A 19441-nucleotide genomic window follows, 5' to 3' on the forward strand; every position below is an offset into this window, starting at 1 on the left:
AGGAATCCGGCTGCTGATGCAATTAGGCTGGGGTGAATTTGACGGCGCACTTGACCCGGACGCCCCGCGACCTTATCCCACAAACGGTCAGTTGGCCGGACGGCCGCTGCTCGCAAGGCTCGCGCCTTCGGGTGGAGGAAAGTCCGGGCTCCACGGAAACACGGTGCCGGATAACGTCCGGCGGGGGCGACCTCAGGGAAAGTGCCACAGAAAGCAAACCGCCCCGGATGCGTTCGGGGTAAGGGTGAAAGGGTGCGGTAAGAGCGCACCGCGCGGCCGGCAACGGTCGCGGCAGGGTAAACCCCACCGGGAGCAAAACCGAATAGGGACGACAGACCCCGGGCTTCGGCTGCGGGGTCAGGCGCGTTTCCGCGCCGGTCGTCCGGGTTGGTTGCTAGAGGCGGTTGGCAACAGCCGTCCCAGATGAATGGCCGTCACGTGGCCCCGCGAGGGGCCGCCATACAGAACCCGGCTTACAGGCTGGCTGACATCGAAAGCTGCGGCGGGCGCAAACCCGCCGCAGCTTTATTTTTTGCGGATCACGCCAAAATGAACGCGTTCTGAACGATTCATTAACGCTAACGCGCTTTTGATGGAACCGGAAGCAGCGGCCATGGTGGCTGCGATTCCGTTGACGGCCATATTGTCCCATGATATCCCAAATTATCCCATCTCTGGCGGGTCTCGCCCGGTCTGCGTGCCGGAGGGACGGGCGCAGCGCAGCGGTCCCACATCGCTGCGGCAGGGAAGGGAAAACCGGTCGAAATATCGGCGTCTCGGGGTGCGATGGATCGCTTCGTTTCCAACTTCACGAACCGGCTGGACGCCAAGGGGCGGGTGTCGATACCCGCGCCGTTCCGGGCGGTTCTGGCACGGGACGGGTTCGACGGTCTTTACGTGCATCCGGCGCTGGACTCGGCGGCGCTGGACGCGGGTGGCAACGCCCTGCTGCGGGAAATCGACGCGCTGCTGTCGCGGCTGACGCCGTATTCGGACGAGCGGGACTTTCTGTCGACGGCGCTGCTCGGCACGAGCGAGATTTTGAAGGTGGACGGCGAGGGCCGGGTGCTGCTGACGGAGGGACTGAAGGTCCATGCCGGGCTGGCGGATGCGGTGACCTTCGTTGGTCTTGGGCACAAGTTTCAGCTCTGGGAGCCTTCGGCCTTCCGGGAGCATCTGGCGCAGGCGCGCGAGCGCGTGCGGGTTTTGAAGCGCTCACTAGGAGAGGCGGGCATGGTTTCGGAGGCACGGGAACGATGACGGGTCGCGACGACGGCCCGGCCGGCGTCGCAGGCGGACCGGCCCGTCATGTTCCCGTGCTTCTGGATGAGGTCATCGCCTCGCTCCAGCCGCATGCGGACGGCGTTTATCTCGATGGCACCTTTGGCGCCGGCGGCTATACGGCGGCCATTCTGGCCCACGCCGGCACACGGGTAATCGGCCTTGACCGCGATCCTTCCGCGATTGCGGGCGGTGCGCCGCTCGTAGCCGCCTCGCAGGGCCGTCTCACGCTGGTCGAAACGGTGTTCGGCGAGATGGAAGACGCGATCCGCGCGCAGGGACTTGATGCTGTCGATGGCGTTGTTCTCGACATCGGCGTGTCCTCCATGCAGATCGATGAAGCGGATCGTGGTTTCTCGCTGCGTTTCGACGGGCCGCTCGACATGCGCATGGAGCAGGCCGGCGAAAGTGCGGCCGATGTGGTGAACACGGCTGACGAGAGCCTGCTGGCGGACATCATTTACAATTTCGGCGAGGAACGCCGCTCGCGGTTCGTGGCACGGGCCATCGTGGAGCGGCGTGCGCAGGCGCCGATCACCACAACGGCGGAACTGGCCGATATCGTGGCTGGCGTCGTGTGGGCAGAGCCGCACGGGCCGCATCCGGCCACACGGACGTTTCAGGCGCTGCGCATTTACGTCAACGACGAGCTGGGCGAATTGAGCCGCGCGCTGCACGCGGCCGAACGCATCCTCCGCCCCGGCGGGCGGCTGGTGGTGGTGACGTTCCACTCGCTGGAAGATCGCATCGTCAAGCAGTTTCTGGCCCGGCGCTCGGCGCGTTCGGGCGGGGGCTCGCGCCATATGCCTGAAGAGTTGATGGAAGCGCCGACCTTCCGGCTGGTGTCGCGCGGGGTTGTCGCGCCGACCGAAGCCGAATGTGCCCGCAACTCGCGGGCGCGCTCGGCCAAGTTGCGGGCGGCGGAGCGCACGGACGCCCCGGTGCGCGAGGTGGATGAATCGGTGATGTCGCTGGCTGCCCTGCCGGAGCGGCGCACGCGCAGGAGGGGTCGCTGATGCTGGTGCGTCTGTTGCATGTGCTGGCGGTGGTCGCGTTGCTCGGCTCGGCCGGCTACGCTTATTCCATCAAGTACGAATCCATTTTCTACGCCGAAAAGCTGTCGAAGCTGAAGGCGCAGATCCAGCGCGAGAAGGACGCCATCGCCGCATCGCGCGCCGACTGGCAGTTCCACGTCCGCCCGGACCGCATCGCCGTGTTGGCTGACCAGTATCTGGATCTTCAGTCGCTCAAGATCGAGCAGATCGTGCGGGTCAAGGATCTGCCCGAGCGGCAGGCCAAGGTCGATGCCATCGGCGCGAAGCTGGAAGCGCTGGGCCTTTCCGCGCCGACGAATACGCCGGCTGCCGGCACGGGCCGCTCGGCGACGGCGACACCTTGAGAACGAAGCGTCATACAGGCGAGGGCCTGCCGGTGGGGGCAATCCGGAACGGGAGTGGCAGATGGGCGAGATGAACAGCGATAACGCAAACATGCCGGACAATGCGACCGGGACGGTGCTGCCGGATTATGCGCCGATGCCGGAGCAGGATGCCGCGCAGCGGTTGTCGCGCCGCACCCGTTTGTGGATGTTCGCGCGCGATCTGTTTCGCTTGCGGGCGGATCGTTCCGGCCAGCGCGTGGTGTTGGTCGGGCTGTTCTTCGTCGTGCTGTTCGGCACGCTCATCGGGCGCCTGTCGTGGATGGCGATGCATCCCAAGCTGCCGGGCGAGCTGCGCGGCGGCAACACCGTGGCCGCGGCGCGGCCGGATATCATCGACCGCAACGGCATCGTGCTGGCGACCGACATCAAAACGGTGTCGGTGTTCGCGGAACCCCGTAACATCATCGATGCCGACGAGGCAACCGAGCTGCTCACAGCCGTACTGCCGGATCTGGATGCCCGCGATCTGCGCGAGAAGCTGAGCACGAACAGAGGGTTCGTCTGGGTCAAGCGCCAGATCACGCCGCGCCAGCAGGAAGAGGTGCATCGGCTGGGCATTCCCGGTGTCGGGTTCGTGCCCGAGAACAAGCGCGTTTACCCCAACGGCCCCGTGGGCGCGCACATATTGGGCTTTTCCAACGTCGACAACGAAGGCATCGCCGGCATCGAGAAGTATATGGACAACCAGGGCCTGAAGGCGCTGGCGGGCTATGGCTTCGCGCGTTCCGCCGACGATCTGGAGCCGGTCCAGCTCTCGCTCGACCTGCGCGCCACGGCAGCCGCCCGTGACGAGTTGGTCAAGGGCATGGCGCACTTCAAGGCCAAGGCTGCGGCCTCGCTCATTCTCGATGTGAATACCGGCGAGGTCGTGTCGCTGGTGTCGCTGCCGGACTACGATCCAAACAATCCGGTCGACGCCCTCAAGGAAGACCGCATCAACCGCATGATCGTGGGCGTCTTCGAAATGGGCTCCACCTTCAAAGCGCTGACACTGGCGATGGGGCTGGATTCGGGCAAGGCGAACATCAACTCCATTTATGACGCACGCGGCGGCCTGCGCTATGGCCGTTTCACGATCAAGGACTACAAGGGCAAGAACCGCCCGCTGAATGTGCCGGAGATCTTCGTTTACTCGTCGAACATTGGCACAGCGCGCATCGCACTTCAGCAGGGCGTGCCGGCGCACAGGGCCTTCCTCAAGAAGATGGGCCAGCTCGATCGTATGCGCACAGAGATGCCGGAAAGCTCTGCGCCGTTGTTGCCGCCAAACTGGGGTGAGTTGAACACCATCACCATTTCCTACGGTCACGGTCTCGCGGTTGCGCCGATGCAGGCGGCATCGGCTGTGGGCGCGCTGGTGAATGGCGGGCAGCTCATCAATCCGACATTCCTCAAGCGCTCCGAGGAAGAAGCCAGAGCGGTCGCGCCGCAGGTGATCAAGCCTGAAACCAGCGAGGCCATGCGCTTCGTGATGCGCCTCAATGCCGAGCGCGGCTCCGCAGGCAAGGCAAACGCCTACGTGCCAGGCTACTTCATCGGCGGCAAGACGGGAACCGCCGACAAGGTCATCAATGGCCGCTATGCCAAGAACAAGAACTTCACCACCTTCATGACCATCATGCCGGCGGATAACCCGAAGTATCTGTTCCTGACCGTTTACGATGAGCCGCAGGGTCTGCCGGAAACCTACGGCTTCGCCACCGCTGGCTGGAACGCCGGCGTGACCACGGGCAAGATCATGGCGCGCACCGCGCCCCTGCTCGGCCTGCCGCCGAACTTCGATCCTCCGGCCAATCCGTTCCCCACCATGGCGCGCCTGGGCGCATGGGGAACCAGATAAGGTGGGGAACACGGTGATGCACCCTGCAAGAGCGAACGGAATATGGCCGTCATGACGACTTCCTCGCCGGAATCGCAGCCCGTTGCCTTGTCCAGCCTGCTGCCGGAAGCCGGCGCGAGCGATGTCGCCGTTACGGGTTTACAGCTCGACTCGCGGCGCGTCGAAGCGGGCGACGTGTTCTTCGCCGTTCCGGGGAACAAGCTCGACGGCCGCGCCTTCGCGCTGGATGCCGCGCGGCGCGGTGCTGCCGCCATTGTCGGTGAGGGTGAGCGCCCGGTCGATCTGCCAGAAGCAACTGCATGGGTGACGGTAGCGAATGTCCGCGCGGCCGTTGCGCACGCGGCGGCACGGTTTTATCCCCGCCAGCCCGCAAAAGTGCTGGCGGTGACGGGCACGAGCGGCAAGAGTTCAGTCGCGGATTTCACCCGGCAGATTTTCCTTGTCCTCGGCCAGTCTGCCGCGAGTCTGGGCACCATCGGCGTCGTTGCGCCGTCTGGTGCGGTTTATGGTTCGCTCACCACGCCGGATAGCATCAGCCTGCACCGCACGCTGGATGAACTGGCGGGCGAGGGCGTCACGCATCTGGTGCTGGAAGCTTCCTCGCATGGTCTCGACCAGCATCGCCTTGATGGCGTGCGTTTTGCCGCTGGCGCATTCACCAATCTGGGGCGGGATCATCTGGACTATCACCCGGACGTCGAAGCTTACCTCGCGGCTAAGCTGCGTCTGTTCTCCGCGCTGCTGCCGCAGGGTGCGCCGGTTGTTATCAACGCCGATTCACCGGAGGCTGCCCGCGTTGCCACGGTCGCACAGGCGCGTGGCCTGCCTTTGATCGGCGTCGGGGTTTCAGGCGCGGATGTCAGGCTGGAAAGCGTGGTGCGCGAGGGCTTCGGTCAGCGGCTGCGCATCGGGCATGAGGGGCGAACATACGATGTCACCCTGCCGCTTGCGGGTGATTTTCAGGCATCGAATGCCTTGGTTGCCGCTGGACTGGCACTTGCAGCCGGCGAGGTGCCCGAGCGCGTCTTCAAAGCGCTTGAAGGGCTAACTGGCGTCAAGGGTCGGCTTGAGCGGGTGGCGGAAGTCAACGGCGGGCTGATCGTGGTGGATTACGCTCACAAGCCGGATGCGCTGGCTTCGGTTCTCGATACGCTACGTGGTTACGCCACGGGCCGGCTGGTTGTTGTTTTCGGCGCCGGTGGCGACCGTGATCGCGGCAAGCGTCCGCTGATGGGTGCAATCGCGGCGGAAAAAGCCGATATCGCCATCGTCACCGACGACAACCCGCGTTCGGAAGAGCCTGCGGCCATCCGTGCGGAGGTGCTGGCTGGCGCGCGCGGCGCGGCACAGATCGTGGAGATCGGCGACCGTTCGGCGGCCATTCATCACGCCGTCCGGTTGCTGGGGGCGGGGGACGTGCTCGTGGTGGCGGGCAAGGGCCATGAAACAGGCCAGATCGTCGGCCAGACCACGCTTCCCTTTTCCGATCATGACACGGTGCTCGCCGCCGTCGCGGAGCTGACATCATGACGACACCGGCCTCGGACACCGTTTCTCCGCACGCCCCGCAACCCGTGGGCCGCCCGGCGGAGGCTTTGTGGTCCCCGCTCGATCTTCTTCCCGCGCTGAATGCCCGCGTCGTCAACGCGTTGCCGGAGCGCGTGACAGGCATTTCCATCGATACGCGCACGCTGATGCCCGGAGACCTGTTCTTTGCGATCCGGGGAGATAACAGCGACGGCCACGCCTATGTGTCACAGGCGCTGGCCAAGGGCGCAGCCGCGGCGGTGATCGACGAAGCGCACGCCGCCTCGCGGGTCAACGACGGGCCGCTTTACATCGTCCGGGATGTGCTTGAATCGCTGGAAAGCCTGGGCAAAGCGGCCCGGGCGCGTACACGGGGCAAGATCGTCGCGGTCACGGGCTCCGTTGGCAAGACCAGCACCAAGGAGGCCCTGCGGCTGGCGTTGGAAGGGCAGGGGCTGACGCATGCCTCCGTTGCTTCCTACAACAATCACTGGGGCGTGCCGCTGTCGCTGGCACGCATGCCGCGACGGGCGCGCTTCGGCATTTTCGAGGTTGGCATGAATGCGCCGGACGAAATCCGGCCCCTGACGCGCCTCGTGCGTCCGCATGTTGCCATCGTGACCACGGTGGGGCAGTCGCATCTCGAACGCTTCCCATCCGTGGATGCCATCGCGGACGCCAAGGGCGAGGTATTCGCGGGGCTGGAGCCCGGCGGCGTCGCCGTGCTCAACCGGGACAACGAGCACTTCGAACGGCTGAAAGCCCATGCGCAGGCATCCCATGCGGGGCGAATCATCACCTTCGGTCTGCATCCGGAAGCCGATATCCACGCGGTCAAGATTGTGGCCATGCCGGAATTGTCGGTTGTCGAGGCGCAGGTGTTCGGCACGCCGGTCGTGTATCGCCTGGGCTCTCCGGGCCGGCACGTGGCGCTCAACAGCTTGGCCGTTCTGGCGGCCGTACATGCAGTCGGGGCCGATCTGGCATTGGCGGCGTTGGCGCTCGGCAACCTGACGCCGCCTGTCGGGCGGGGTGAGCGCGTGCGGCTGAGCGCGCCCGGCGGCGAGTTTTTGCTGATCGACGAGAGTTACAACGCCAACCCGACATCGATGAAGGCGGCGCTCGACACGTTGGGCCAGGCGGCGGCGGGGCTGCGCGGGCGGCGCATCGCTGTGCTGGCGGACATGCTGGAACTTGGCCCTGACAGCGATGCCATGCATGCCCGGCTGAATGAGCCGATTGTGGAAAACGACATCGATCTCGTCTTCGCCGCCGGCCCCGGCATGCATCATCTGTGGCGTGCGCTTGCGCCGGAGGTGCGCGGGGCGTATGCCGAAACCGCGCAAGGGCTTGAGGAGCAGGTGCTGCGCGCTGTCCGGGCTGGCGATGCGGTGATGGTGAAGGGATCGAACGGCACAAGGGTCTCGCGCATTGTCGCCGCGATCCGGAGCCGTTTCCCGGCTGTTGGCGTGGAAGCGTGATTCTGCCCCGATAATTCCTTTGGCTATCCGGAGACGAGAAGAGCATGTTCATCTGGCTTGCGGAACTGAGCGCTTCGTTGCCCGCGCTCAACGTGTTCCGCTACATCACGTTCCGCACGGGCGCGGCCACGGCGACCGCCATGTTCTTCGTGTTCCTGTTCGGGCCGTCCATCATCGCATCGCTGCGGATGCGGCAGGGCAAGGGCCAGCCTATCCGCACGGACGGGCCGCAGTCCCATCTCGCCAAAAAGGGCACGCCGACCATGGGCGGGCTGATGATCCTGTCCGGCGTGCTGGTGTCCGCGCTGCTATGGGCCAACCTGTCGAACGCGTATGTGTGGATCGTGCTGTTCGTGACGCTGGGCTTTGGCGCCATCGGCTTTTATGACGATTACCTCAAGGTCACGAAGCAGTCCCACAAGGGATTTTCCGGCCGCATGCGCCTCTCGATAGAGGGCTTGATCGGCCTTGCCGCGACCGTTGCCATCATTCTCGTCAGCCGTGAAGAGCTGCCGCCCGCGCGCGAGTTGCTGTCGACTTCGGTCGCCATTCCCTTCTTCAAGGATCTCTTGATCGATCTCGGCTGGTTCTTTGCGGTGTTCGGAGCCTTCGTCATCGTGGGCGCGGGCAATGCCGTGAACCTCACGGACGGGTTGGACGGCCTTGCCATCGTGCCGGTGATGATCGCCGCGGCAACCTTCGGCTTCATCGCCTATCTGGTCGGCAACGCTATTTTCGCCAACTATCTGCAGATCAACTTCATACCCGGCGTCGGCGAACTGGCGGTGCTGTGCGGCGCACTCATCGGCGCGGGTATCGGGTTTCTGTGGTTCAACGCGCCGCCGGCGCAGATCTTCATGGGCGACACCGGCTCACTGGCGCTTGGCGGCATGCTGGGAGCCATCGCGGTCGCGGTGAAGCATGAGATCGTGCTCGCCATCGTCGGCGGTCTGTTCGTGCTGGAGGCGCTGTCGGTGATCGTGCAGGTGGCGTCGTTCAAGCTCACCGGCAAGCGGGTGTTCAAGATGGCGCCCATCCATCACCATTTCGAGCAATTGGGCTGGACGGAGCCGCAGGTCGTGATCCGCTTCTGGATCATTGCCGTGGTGCTGGCGCTCGTCGGCCTGTCCACGCTGAAGCTGAGATAAAATGACACCTGTCACATCCTTTTCGGGTCAACGCGTTTTCGTTTTCGGCCTCGGCGGCTCCGGCCTCGCCACGGCGCTGGCGCTCATCGCCGGCGGGGCGCACGTCACCGCCTGGGACGATGGCGAGAAAGGGCGCGAGGCTGCCCATGCAGCGGGGGTGCCGGTCGCGGATCTGCGGGAGCAGGACTGGCACGGCGTGGATGCATTGGTGCTGTCACCCGGTGTTCCGCTGACGCATCCCGAACCGCATTGGTCGGTGTATCTGGCGCGTGCCGCCGGTGTCGAGATCATCGGCGACATCGAGCTTTTCGTCCGCGAGCGGCGATCCATCGCGCCGGACGCGCCGTTCATCGCCATCACCGGCACAAACGGCAAATCCACGACCACGGTGCTCATCGCCCACATCCTGCGCGAAGCGGGATATGACGTGCAGCTGGGCGGCAATATCGGCACCGCGATTCTGTCGCTGGAGCCGCCGTCGCCTGCGCGTGTGCACGTTGTGGAATGCTCGTCGTTCCAGATCGATCTCACGCCCACGCTCGACCCGACGGTGGGCATTCACCTGAACCTGACACCCGATCACATCGACCGCCACGGTTCGATGGAGCTGTACGCAGCCATCAAGGAGCGGCTCGTTGCGGCCTCCGGCACGGCCATCATCGGGGTCGATGATGGCTGGTCGGCGGCAATCGCGGAGCGCGTTGCGGCAGCTGGAAGGCATGTCGTGCCGGTCAGCGTGCGGCAAACTCTGGCAACGGGATTTTCCGTCCTCGGTGACAAGATCCTGCGCGATGGCGTGGCCGTTGCCGATCTGGCCGGCATCGGTTCGCTGCGCGGCCGTCATAATGCGCAGAACGCCGCGGCGGCTTTCGCGGCGGTCACGGCGATCGGTGTCAGCGATGCGGATGCCGCGCGCGGGCTGGCGACGTTTCCCGGCCTCGCGCACCGCATGGAGGCCGTGGGGCGCGCGGGTAACGTGTTGTTCGTCAACGACTCAAAGGCCACCAACGCCGATGCCGCGGCGAAGGCGCTGGGGTCGTTCGACCGTATTTTCTGGATTGTCGGCGGCCGGCCCAAGGAAGGCGGCATCGCGTCGTTAACGGAATATTTTCCAAAAATCATTCATGCTTATCTCATCGGTGAATCGAGTCCGGATTTCGCCCGCACCCTTGACGGGGTCGTGCCCTACACCCTGAGCGGCACGCTCGATCAGGCGGTTGTCGAGGCGGCGCGGGCGGCCGGTGGCGATGGCGCGGGCGAGGCGGTGGTGCTGCTCTCTCCGGCTTGCGCCTCCTACGACCAGTTCCCGAATTTCGAGGTGCGCGGCAATCGCTTTCGCGAGGCCGTTCAGGCATTGCCACAGGTTCAGACGGACTTGCGGTAAGGCCCTTTTGAGGGATTGACGATGGCATCGCGCGCGGAACGCACTTATGCGGGTGAATGGCTGTGGACGGTCGACCGCGTTACGCTGGTCGCCATCGGCGTGCTGATGGTCGCGGGTCTCGTGTTCCTGATGGGCGGCGGCCCGCCGGTCGCCGAGCGGCTTGGCCTGCCGGATTTTCACTTCGTCAACCGGCAGATCTTCTACCTCATTCCGAGCATTTTCATTCTGATCGGCGTTTCCATGCTGCCGCCGCGCTACGTGCGCCGGCTGGCGTTGCTGACTTATGCCGGCGGCATGGTGCTGATCCTGCTGGCGCTGTATATGGGGCCTGAGGTGAAGGGCTCGCGGCGCTGGTTCATGTTGGGCGGGCTCACGCTCCAGCCGTCGGAGTTCGTGAAACCTGCCTTCGTGGTGTTGACGGCATGGCTTTTTGCCGAGGGCAATCGCCGCAAGGACATGCCCGGCACCTGGCTTGCGGTGCTGATGCTGCCGCTCACCATCATCCCGCTGATCCTTCAGCCGGATATCGGTCAGACGATGCTGGTGACGATCGTGTGGGCGTGCCTGTTCTTCACGGCGGGGCTGCATCTGTTCTGGGTGCTGGGCCTTGGCGGTTTTGCTCTTCTGGGCCTTGTAGCGGCATATGAGTTCATCGGTCACGTTCGGGCGCGTATCGAGCGCTTCCTCGATCCGTCATCCGGCGACAGTTTCCAGGTCAGCACGGCGCTGGATGCGTTCGCGCAGGGAAGCTGGATCGGCAAGGGCCCGGGCGAGGGCACCGTGAAGCGCATTCTGCCGGACGCCCATACCGACTTCATCTTTGCCGCCACGGCGGAGGAGTTCGGCATCGGCGTCTGCATCGCGCTGGTGCTGCTGTTTGCCCTCATCGTGCTGCGCACCCTGTCTCTGGCGCGCCGCAACGACGATCCGTTCTGCAGGTTGGCCGCCACCGGGCTGGTGACGCTGTTCGGCGTGCAGGCGTGCATCAACATGATGGTGAACGTGCATCTCCTGCCCGCCAAGGGCATGACGCTGCCCTTTGTTTCCTACGGTGGTTCATCGCTATGGTCGCTGGCGCTCGCCATGGGCTTCCTGATCGCGCTCACCCGCAAGCGTCCGCGCGCGGCAATCCTTGACCGTGGCATTCCGGCGGATGGTTATAATGGTTGAAGTGTCGGGTAAAGCTCCGCTCGTGATTATCGCCGCCGGCGGCACAGGTGGTCACCTGTTTCCGGCGGAGGCGCTGGCGGGGGCGCTGCGCGCGCGTGGTGTGCGCGTCGTGCTGGCCACCGATACCCGTGCGGCGCGCTTTGCCGAGCGTTTTCCGGCTGACGACATCATTGAGTTTCCGGCAGCGACGCCGTCGAACCGTTCGCCGCTGGCAGCGGTCAAGGCGATGATGACTTTGGGGCGCGGATTTTTCTCCGCCTTCGGCGCTATCAAGGAGCGTGGGCCGGCTGTGGTTGTGGGATTTGGCGGTTATCCAACCGTGCCGCCGTTGCTTGCTGCGGCTTTCCAGCGTCTGCCGGTTGTCATTCATGAGCAGAATGCTGTTCTGGGGCGCGCGAACCTGCTGCTGAGTCACTGGACCACGTTGATCGCCACCGGCTTTCCGCAAGTCGGCAAGCTGCCCAAGGGTGCGCAGCAGCGGGTCGTGCATGTCGGCAACCCGGTGCGGCCCGCCGTGATCGAGGCGGCGCGGGTGCCGTTCCAGCCGCTGTATGAAAATGGTGTTTTGCATCTGGTCGTCACTGGCGGCAGTCAGGGCGCACGGGTTATGAGCGACATCGTGCCGGCAGCCGTCGAATTGCTGCCGGATCATCTGCGTCAGCGTCTGGCTATCGTGCAGCAGGCGCGGCAGGAAGATTTGCAGCGGGTGCGGGAAATCTATGCCCGCCTTGGTGTCGCGGCGGAGGTCGATGCGTTCTTCGCCGATCTCCCGGCGCGGATGGCTGCGGCCCAGCTCGTCATTGGCCGCGCGGGGGCTTCCACAGTGGCGGAACTGGCGGTGATTGGCCGGCCGTCCATTCTGGTGCCGCTGCCTGGTTCGCTGGATCAGGATCAGGCGGCCAATGCCGCCGTGCTGGCGCGTGCCAGCGCCACGACCGCCGTGGCACAGACGGAATTCACGTCGCAGTGGCTGGCGGACACGCTGAAGGAAGTTTTCGGCGATCCGGCATCGTTGACCCGCGCCGCCGCAGCGGCGCACACTGTCGGCTATCCAGATGCCGCAGAGCGGCTGGCGGATCAGATAATCGGCATCGTGAGCGGCGCAAAACCTGCCGCGATTTCTTGAATGCGACGTCCGAAGCGGGCAAAAGCCTGGCAGGACGTCGTTGCCCAAGACTTTGTTACCAAAGACCTTGTTATATTGTGTGATGACATCGAAAGTGAAGGAAGCGGTTCATGAAGCTGCCGCGCGAGCTTGGCCCCATTCATTTCATCGGCATCGGGGGCATCGGCATGTCGGGCATTGCCGAGGTGCTGCTCAATCTCGGCTATACGGTGCAGGGGTCTGACGCCAGCGACAATGCCAACGTCAAACGCCTGCGCGAGAAGGGCGCGAGCGTGTTTGTCGGGCACGATCCCGCCAACCTCGGCGAGGCCGGGGTCGTGGTGGTGTCGACGGCGATCAAGCGCGACAACCCCGAGCTTGCTGAAGCACGCCTGCGCCGCCTGCCGGTGGTGCGCCGCGCCGAGATGCTGGCGGAGCTGATGCGCCTCAAGACATGCGTCGCCATCGCCGGCACCCACGGCAAGACGACGACGACCTCGCTGGTTGCGACCCTGCTCGATGGCGGCGGCTTCGATCCCACCGTGATTAACGGTGGCATCATCAACGCCTATGGCACCAATGCCCGCCTCGGGGGCGGCGACTGGATGGTGGTGGAGGCTGACGAATCGGACGGCACCTTCCTCAAGTTGCCGGCAGACGTGGCCGTGGTTACAAACATCGACCCCGAGCATCTCGACCATTTCGGCACGTATGACGCGGTGAAAAAAGCCTTCCGGGATTTCATCGAGAACCTGCCGTTCTACGGCTTTGCGGTGATGTGCATCGATCATCCGGTGGTGCAGGATCTCGTCGGCACCATCGAGGACCGGCGCGTCGTCACCTATGGCCAGAACCCGCAGGCGGATGTGCGCCTGCTGGATCTCGACCTTTCCGGCGGGCGCAGCCGCTTCACGGTGCTGATCCGCGACCGGCAATCCAATACGGCCACCGTCATCGACGATCTGGTGCTGCCCATGCCCGGTCTGCACAATGCGCTGAACGCCACGGCGGCCATCGCGGTGGCGTTCGAGCTTGGTATGAAGCCCGATGCCATTGTCAGTGCGCTGGGCGGTTTCGGCGGCGTCAAGCGACGCTTCACCCGCACGGGCGACTGGAACGACGTCGCGATCTTCGACGATTACGGCCACCATCCGGTGGAAATTGCCGCCGTGCTGCGGGCGGCGCGCGCTTCCACGACGGGCCGCGTTGTGGCCGTGGTGCAGCCGCACCGCTATACCCGCGTGCAGTCGCTGTTCAACGATTTCTGCACCTGCTTCAACGATGCGGACACCGTGTTTGTCGCGCCGGTCTACGCGGCAGGCGAAACGCCTATCGAGGGGGCATCGCGGGATGATCTGGTCGCCGGCATCCGTGCGCGCGGCCACCGCGATGTCTTTGCCATCGACGGCCAGGAGGGGCTCGCGGCGCGCGTGCGCGAAGCCGTGTCGCCGGGCGATTACGTGATATTGCTGGGGGCCGGCAACATCACCGGCTGGGCTTATGCGCTGCCGGACGAATTGGCCGCGCTGGACGAGGCGTCATGAGCTTCGATGACATCACCGCGCCGCTGGAGGATATCGGGCTGCGCGGCGCGCTGGTGGAAGATGCGCCGCTTGCACCGTTGACGTGGTTTCGGACCGGCGGGCCGGCGCAATTGCTGTTCACGCCAGCCGATGCCGATGATCTGGCGCTGTTCCTGCGCCATCTTCCGGTGGAAGTTCCCGTGCTGGTCATCGGTCTTGGGTCCAACATGCTGGTGCGCGACGGCGGCGTGCCGGGCGCAGTCATCAGGCTGGGCAAGGGTTTTGGCGGCATTGCGATTGAGGACGGGCACCGGGTGCGCGCCGGGGCGGCCGCTGCGGATGTAAAGGTGGCGCGTGCGGCGGCGGAAGCCGGCATCGACGGGCTGGCCTTCCTGCGCGGTATTCCCGGCACCGTCGGCGGCGCGCTGCGGATGAACGGCGGCGCCTATGGCGGCGATGTCGCGCAAGTGCTGGTCGAGGCGCAAGCCGTGGACCGCGCCGGTAACCGCGTGACGCTGACGCACGCCGATATGGGCTTCACCTATCGCCACACGGCGGTACCCGACGATCTCATTTTCGTGGAAGCGCTGTTTGCCGGCACGCCCGGCGAACCGGCCGAGATTCTCGCGCGCATGAACGCCATCACCGAAGCCCGGTCCACGACACAGCCGGTCAACACCCGCACGGGCGGCTCCACCTTCACCAACCCTCCCGGTGGCAAGGCGTGGGAACTGGTGGACGCTGCCGGTTGCCGGGGGCTGCAAATCGGCGCGGCGCAGGTGTCGGAGCTGCATTGCAACTTCCTTCTCAACCTCGGCGGCGCAACGGCGGCGGATATCGAGGCGCTGGGCGAAGAAGTGCGGCGGCGTGTGCGCGAACACTTCGGCATCGAGCTTCAATGGGAAATCCGCCGCGTCGGCATTCCGCTGTCGGCGGATGAATCTTAACGACCCCGGCCGTAAACGTTAATCGGGCCGCCGGAACGACTGTTGAAGACGGATGTGGGCAACTTTATGCCCAATGAAGGCGGGTAATCAGATAAGAGCCTGATTTATAAGCATTTTCATGCGAAGGTGCGTTTTATCCTCTGTCGGCCGCCCGCATTAAAAATGCGTTCGCAGGCAGGTGCGGCGCTCCGTTTAAACCAAATATTTACCAAAAATACGGAAGAGTCGTTGTTAACGGTGAGTGCTGCTTCGCGGCCCCGATTGGGGCGTGGCGCGGCATGATGTCACCGGAGCTTAACCCTGTGCCGAAATGGCGGGGTTTCATTCTCGGGCTTTATCGATGGCTGGTCGCAAGTTTTTTTCGCGGAGACGGACGGAGGCGCCACGCGTCACCGCCGGAGATCGCCGCGCGCTGCGCCTGACGCCGTTCGACCGGGCGGCGCGCTATATGCCGCGCGGCACGGGGTCCGGCCTGATGCTGGCGCTTTTCGCCACGGTGGCGACCTATGGCGCGCTGCGCGGGGGACATCTGGACGAGTTCCGCGCCACCTATGGGGAACCCTATGACGCCGTTGCCCGCCTCTTCGGGCTCGGCATCGACGAGGTGCACATTTCCGGCATCGTGGAGCTGCGCGAGAGCGAGGTTCTGGCGGCTGCGGGCGTCGGCCCGTTGCGTTCGCTGGCCTTCCTCGATGCCAGCGAAGTGCGCAAGCGGCTGGAATCCGTTCCGATGATCCGTCAGGCTTCGGTGAGCAAGCTTTATCCCGATGCGCTGTCGATCGGCATTGTCGAGCGCGAGCCGCAGGCGTTGTGGCAGCGCAACGGCGAGGTTTTCGTGATCGCCGGAGACGGCACCGTTATCGACCTGATGACCGATCCGCGTTTTGCCCGCCTGCCGTTCGTGGCGGGTGAGGGCGCGAACATGCGGGCCGAAGAATACATCGACATCGTCAAAGCCGCGGGACCGCTGGCGCAGCGCATTCGCGCCGGCATTCTCGTCTCCGGCAGACGCTGGGACATCAAATTCGACAACGACCTCATCGTCCGCCTGCCCGAGATCGAGCCGGTGGCGGCCATGACGCGTCTTGTCGATCTGGAGCGCCGCGAGACGCTGCTGAACAAGGACCTCATCGCCATCGACATGCGTCAGAACGATCGCATGTCCCTGCGGCTGAGCGAGGAAGGCGCGGCGGCCATGATCGAGGCCCGCAAGAAAACCGGCAAGCGGAAGGCACCAGAAACATGAGCTCCTCCGGCAATCGCGTTACACCGGGCCTGACGCCCCGGATGCGCCCGCTGTCGGCGCGCAAGAGCGCTACGCTGTCGGTGCTCGACGTCGGTACGAACAAGATCGTCTGCCTCATCGCCCAGCTCAACCCGGTCAGCGAGACCGAAGTGCTGCGCGGGCGCACCCATCTGGCGCGGGTTCTGGGTATCGGCCACCAGCGTTCCATGGGTGTGAAGGGCGGCATCGTCGTCGATCTCGAAGCGGCTGAGCGCGCCATCCGGCAGGCGGTGGACGCCGCCGAGCGCATGGCCAAGGTTGAGCTGCAATCGGTCATCGTCAACCTTACTGGCGGGCGGCTGGCATCGCAGCGCTTTGCGGCGCATGTCGCGGTGCGCGGCGGTGCGGTCACCACCGGCGATGTCGGACGTGTGCTCGATGCTGCGTCCGCTCACGCAACCCGCCCGGGGCGGGCGGTGCTGCATGCGCTGCCGACCGGCTTCTCGCTGGATGGCCAACGTGGCCTGCTAGACCCGGCCGGGATGATCGGCGAGAAGCTCGGCGTCGACATGCATGTGGTCAACTCCGACGCGGGCGCTGTGCGCAACCTGATGCTGGCGGTGGAGCGTTGCCACCTCGATATCGAGGCGGTGGTTTCGACGCCCTACGCATCCGGCCTTTCGGCACTCGTCGATGACGAGGCGGAAATGGGCGCGGTGCTGATCGACCTTGGCGGTGGCACCACCAGCATGGGCGTTTTCGCCGGCGGCCATCTGGTGCACGCGGACGCGTTCGCGGTCGGCGGCCACCATGTCACCATGGATATCGCGCGCGGCCTGTCCACGCGCGTTTCGGCGGCCGAAAGGCTGAAGACGCTCTACGGGGCTGCGATTTCCTCGCCCTCCGACGAGCGGGAGATCATTTCGGTGCCGCAGGTCGATGACAGCGAGCAGGATGTGCCCAACAACGTGCCCAAATCGCATCTGGTGCACATCATCAAGCCGCGTGTTGAGGAAATTCTTGAACTGGCGCGCGGGCGTCTGCGTGAAGCGGGCTTCGCGGCCGAGGCTGGCCGGCGGGTGATCCTGACCGGCGGTGCAAGCCAGTTGACGGGAATTCCCGAACTTGCCCGGCGTATTCTCGTCGGTGAAAAGGGAACGGGACAAGTGCGTATAGGCAGGCCGCTTGGAATCAAGGGACTGCCGGAGAAGGCGAAGGGGCCTGCGTTTTCGGCTTCCGTCGGCCTGCTGGTCTATCCGCAGATGGCGCATGTGGAGCACTTCGAACCGCGCTCCTCGGGCTACGGCCTGCGGACGGGCACGGACGGATACTTCACCCGCGTCGGGCGCTGGATTCGCGACAGTTTTTGAGAGTGGGCGGCGGTGCGGCGGCCGCCTCGTCTTGAATTTTTAGAGGGGCGCGCAGCCGGGCGCCGATTGATGAGAAGAGGCCAAGGAACATGGCGATCAACCTGCAAGCTCCGGATATCCGGGAACTGAAGCCCCACATCACGGTTTTCGGCGTCGGCGGAGCCGGCGGCAACGCTGTGAACAACATGATCGAATCCGGCCTGCAAGGGGTCGAGTTCGTCTGCGCCAACACTGACGCACAGGCTCTCGCCAGCTCGCGGTCCGAGCGTGTGATCCAGATGGGCACCCAGGTCACAGAGGGTCTGGGCGCTGGCTCGCAGCCGGATATCGGCCGCGCCGCGGCGGAAGAGGTGATCGAAGAGATCCGCGATAACCTGTCCGGCGCGCACATGGTGTTCATCACCGCCGGCATGGGTGGCGGCACCGGCACGGGCGCCGCGCCTGTCATCGCGCAGGCCGCGCGCGAGATGGGCATTCTCACCGTTGGCGTCGTCACCAAGCCCTTCCAGTTTGAAGGCGTGCGCCGCATGCGCATGGCCGAATCCGGCATTCTGGAGCTTCAGAAGGCGGTCGACACGCTGATCGTTATTCCGAACCAGAACCTGTTCCGCGTCGCCAACGAAAAGACCACGTTCGCCGACGCCTTCTCGCTGGCCGACCAGGTGCTGTACTCCGGCGTTGCCTGCATCACCGATCTGATGGTGAAGGAAGGTCTCATCAACCTCGACTTCGCCGACGTGCGCTCGATCATGCGCGGCATGGGCAAGGCCATGATGGGCACGGGCGAGGCCTCTGGCGAGAAGCGCGCGCTGACCGCCGCCGAGGCCGCCATCGCCAACCCGCTGCTGGACGACGTGTCGATGAAGGGCGCGCGCGGCCTGCTGATTTCGATCACGGGCGGCAACGACCTCACGCTCTACGAAGTCGACGAAGCCGCGACCCGTATCCGCGAGGAAGTCGACGCAGACGCGAACATCATTCTTGGCGCGACGTTCGATCCGGCGCTTGAAGGCATCATTCGCGTTTCGGTCGTCGCAACCGGCATCGAACCGCTTGTGGCCGGCAGCACGCAGGATGTGACCGCGACCGAGCAGCGCATCGCAGAAGTTGCCGAGCGCCTGCGTTCGGAAGCACGCCTGAGGGCAACCCAGGGCGGTGTTGCACCCGCACAGGCTGCAGCGACGATTGCAGCGCCGGTGCACACACAGGCTCCCGCCGCCGCTGCCACGGCAGCATCCTACACGGCCATGCCGCAGCATGCTCCGGTCGCGCAGCACGCTCCCGTGGCACAGGCTGCTCCGGCTGTCGGGCGGCATGACGTTGTGTTCGAGCAGGCCGCGCCGCGCGCGCCGGTTGCACCCGCGCCAGCGGTGGAAGCCGCACGTGCGCCGGTGCAGCATGAGCCGGTGCCCGAGCACTTTCTGCCGCCGCGTGCCGAGCAGACCGTGCGTCCGGCTCGCATGCCGCGCATCGACGAACTGCCCCTGCCGGCGCAGAACCAGATCCGCGCCAGCCGCGGAGAGGCTCCCCAGCAGGAAAGCACGCACGACCCGCGTCACCGTCCGTCGCTGCTTCAGCGTCTCGCTTCGGTAGGCCTTGGTCGCCGCGAAGATGCACCCCAGCCCGCGCCGCAACAGCGCGCTCCGGAGCCTCGTCCGCAGCAGCAGGCACCCGCCGCGCAGCATCAGCATCCGTCGCAGGCTCCGGCTTTCCGGCAGCCCGCACCGGAGCAACAGGCACAGCGCCCAGTGGCACACCGCAATGCAACAATTGATGACGAACAGCTTGAGATTCCTGCATTTCTCCGTCGTCAGGCGAATTGAACACAGCAGCGCGTTCACACTTTTCAGAGTTATGCACAACGGGGCCGAAAGGCCCCGTTGTCATATCTGGCTCAAAACCGCATGCATGCTGTCATTGAGATGGCGCATCAGCTCAAAAAATGCCGAATCGTGCGCAGATATCATCAATGCGTCATATCCGACAGTAATCCTGACGG

At 65.0% G+C, this 19441-nt stretch carries 15 protein-coding genes and 1 other RNA gene; all 16 read left to right on the forward strand.

The window, feature by feature from the left end; genetic code table 11:
• Positions 1-87: 87 nt before the first annotated feature.
• Positions 88-492, forward strand: an RNA gene (rnpB, locus tag FHS81_RS01535) — RNase P RNA component class A.
• Between the two features lie 294 nt (positions 493-786).
• Positions 787-1260, forward strand: a complete 474-nt coding sequence (locus FHS81_RS01540; protein ID WP_183750270.1) for a division/cell wall cluster transcriptional repressor MraZ — start codon at positions 787-789, stop codon at positions 1258-1260.
• On the forward strand, positions 1257-2297 hold the full coding sequence (gene rsmH, locus FHS81_RS01545) for a 16S rRNA (cytosine(1402)-N(4))-methyltransferase RsmH (protein WP_183750271.1): 1041 nt from the start codon (positions 1257-1259) through the stop codon (positions 2295-2297). Before FHS81_RS01540 ends, rsmH begins: the two co-directional genes overlap by 4 nt.
• Positions 2297-2680 carry a cell division protein FtsL gene (gene ftsL, locus FHS81_RS01550; RefSeq protein WP_246374370.1) on the forward strand — a complete coding sequence of 128 codons (384 nt, stop codon included), beginning with the start codon at positions 2297-2299 and terminating at the stop codon, positions 2678-2680. Before rsmH ends, ftsL begins: the two co-directional genes overlap by 1 nt.
• A gap of 70 nt (positions 2681-2750) precedes the next feature.
• On the forward strand, positions 2751-4562 hold the full coding sequence (locus tag FHS81_RS01555; RefSeq protein ID WP_428982425.1) for a peptidoglycan D,D-transpeptidase FtsI family protein: 1812 nt from the start codon (positions 2751-2753) through the stop codon (positions 4560-4562).
• A gap of 51 nt (positions 4563-4613) precedes the next feature.
• Entirely contained in the window at positions 4614-6092 is a 1479-nt protein-coding gene (locus tag FHS81_RS01560) for a UDP-N-acetylmuramoyl-L-alanyl-D-glutamate--2,6-diaminopimelate ligase (RefSeq protein ID WP_183750272.1), read from the forward strand.
• Positions 6089-7570, forward strand: coding sequence for a UDP-N-acetylmuramoylalanyl-D-glutamyl-2,6-diaminopimelate--D-alanyl-D-alanine ligase (locus FHS81_RS01565; RefSeq protein ID WP_183750273.1), 1482 nt, complete (start codon positions 6089-6091; stop codon positions 7568-7570). Before FHS81_RS01560 ends, FHS81_RS01565 begins: the two co-directional genes overlap by 4 nt.
• Before the next feature lie 44 nt (positions 7571-7614).
• A complete protein-coding gene (gene mraY, locus FHS81_RS01570) occupies positions 7615-8718 on the forward strand; it encodes a phospho-N-acetylmuramoyl-pentapeptide-transferase (RefSeq protein WP_183750274.1) in 1104 nt (367 codons plus the stop codon).
• Position 8719: 1 nt separating this feature from the next.
• On the forward strand, positions 8720-10102 hold the full coding sequence (gene murD / locus FHS81_RS01575; RefSeq protein ID WP_183750275.1) for a UDP-N-acetylmuramoyl-L-alanine--D-glutamate ligase: 1383 nt from the start codon (positions 8720-8722) through the stop codon (positions 10100-10102).
• A 21-nt stretch (positions 10103-10123) separates the two neighbouring features.
• On the forward strand, positions 10124-11272 hold the full coding sequence (locus tag FHS81_RS01580; RefSeq protein ID WP_183750276.1) for an FtsW/RodA/SpoVE family cell cycle protein: 1149 nt from the start codon (positions 10124-10126) through the stop codon (positions 11270-11272).
• Positions 11265-12398, forward strand: coding sequence for an undecaprenyldiphospho-muramoylpentapeptide beta-N-acetylglucosaminyltransferase (gene murG / locus FHS81_RS01585; RefSeq protein ID WP_210281491.1), 1134 nt, complete (start codon positions 11265-11267; stop codon positions 12396-12398). The genes FHS81_RS01580 and murG overlap by 8 nt, the downstream gene beginning before the upstream one ends.
• A gap of 110 nt (positions 12399-12508) precedes the next feature.
• Complete coding sequence (gene murC, locus FHS81_RS01590) at positions 12509-13921, forward strand: UDP-N-acetylmuramate--L-alanine ligase (RefSeq protein ID WP_183750277.1); 1413 nt, start codon at positions 12509-12511, stop codon at positions 13919-13921.
• Positions 13918-14847, forward strand: a complete 930-nt coding sequence (gene murB / locus FHS81_RS01595) for a UDP-N-acetylmuramate dehydrogenase (protein ID WP_183750278.1) — start codon at positions 13918-13920, stop codon at positions 14845-14847. Before murC ends, murB begins: the two co-directional genes overlap by 4 nt.
• 340 nt (positions 14848-15187) lie before the next feature.
• On the forward strand, positions 15188-16093 hold the full coding sequence (locus FHS81_RS01600; protein WP_246374375.1) for a cell division protein FtsQ/DivIB: 906 nt from the start codon (positions 15188-15190) through the stop codon (positions 16091-16093).
• Positions 16090-17442 carry a cell division protein FtsA gene (gene ftsA / locus FHS81_RS01605; RefSeq protein ID WP_183750279.1) on the forward strand — a complete coding sequence of 451 codons (1353 nt, stop codon included), beginning with the start codon at positions 16090-16092 and terminating at the stop codon, positions 17440-17442. The genes FHS81_RS01600 and ftsA overlap by 4 nt, the downstream gene beginning before the upstream one ends.
• 89 nt (positions 17443-17531) lie before the next feature.
• Positions 17532-19265 (forward strand): cell division protein FtsZ, encoded by a 1734-nt coding sequence (ftsZ, locus tag FHS81_RS01610; protein ID WP_183750280.1) that lies wholly within the window; start codon positions 17532-17534, stop codon positions 19263-19265.
• The last annotated feature ends 176 nt before the right edge of the window (positions 19266-19441 follow it).

The sequence above is a fragment of the Pseudochelatococcus contaminans genome (genome assembly GCF_014195635.1).
Taxonomy (GTDB): Bacteria; Pseudomonadota; Alphaproteobacteria; order Rhizobiales; family Beijerinckiaceae; genus Pseudochelatococcus; species Pseudochelatococcus contaminans.

Coding starts and splice junctions, on each gene's coding strand:
- murB (WP_183750278.1), top strand. CDS start 13,918: ATGAGCTTCGATGACATCACCGCGCCGCTGGAGGATATCGGGCTGCGC.
- murD (WP_183750275.1), top strand. CDS start 8,720: ATGACACCTGTCACATCCTTTTCGGGTCAACGCGTTTTCGTTTTCGGC.
- FHS81_RS01560 (WP_183750272.1), top strand. CDS start 4,614: ATGACGACTTCCTCGCCGGAATCGCAGCCCGTTGCCTTGTCCAGCCTG.
- FHS81_RS01540 (WP_183750270.1), top strand. CDS start 787: ATGGATCGCTTCGTTTCCAACTTCACGAACCGGCTGGACGCCAAGGGG.
- mraY (WP_183750274.1), top strand. CDS start 7,615: ATGTTCATCTGGCTTGCGGAACTGAGCGCTTCGTTGCCCGCGCTCAAC.
- rsmH (WP_183750271.1), top strand. CDS start 1,257: ATGACGGGTCGCGACGACGGCCCGGCCGGCGTCGCAGGCGGACCGGCC.
- ftsZ (WP_183750280.1), top strand. CDS start 17,532: ATGGCGATCAACCTGCAAGCTCCGGATATCCGGGAACTGAAGCCCCAC.
- ftsL (WP_246374370.1), top strand. CDS start 2,297: ATGCTGGTGCGTCTGTTGCATGTGCTGGCGGTGGTCGCGTTGCTCGGC.
- murG (WP_210281491.1), top strand. CDS start 11,265: ATGGTTGAAGTGTCGGGTAAAGCTCCGCTCGTGATTATCGCCGCCGGC.
- ftsA (WP_183750279.1), top strand. CDS start 16,090: ATGAGCTCCTCCGGCAATCGCGTTACACCGGGCCTGACGCCCCGGATG.
- murC (WP_183750277.1), top strand. CDS start 12,509: ATGAAGCTGCCGCGCGAGCTTGGCCCCATTCATTTCATCGGCATCGGG.
- FHS81_RS01600 (WP_246374375.1), top strand. CDS start 15,188: ATGGCTGGTCGCAAGTTTTTTTCGCGGAGACGGACGGAGGCGCCACGC.
- FHS81_RS01580 (WP_183750276.1), top strand. CDS start 10,124: ATGGCATCGCGCGCGGAACGCACTTATGCGGGTGAATGGCTGTGGACG.
- FHS81_RS01555 (WP_428982425.1), top strand. CDS start 2,751: ATGAACAGCGATAACGCAAACATGCCGGACAATGCGACCGGGACGGTG.
- FHS81_RS01565 (WP_183750273.1), top strand. CDS start 6,089: ATGACGACACCGGCCTCGGACACCGTTTCTCCGCACGCCCCGCAACCC.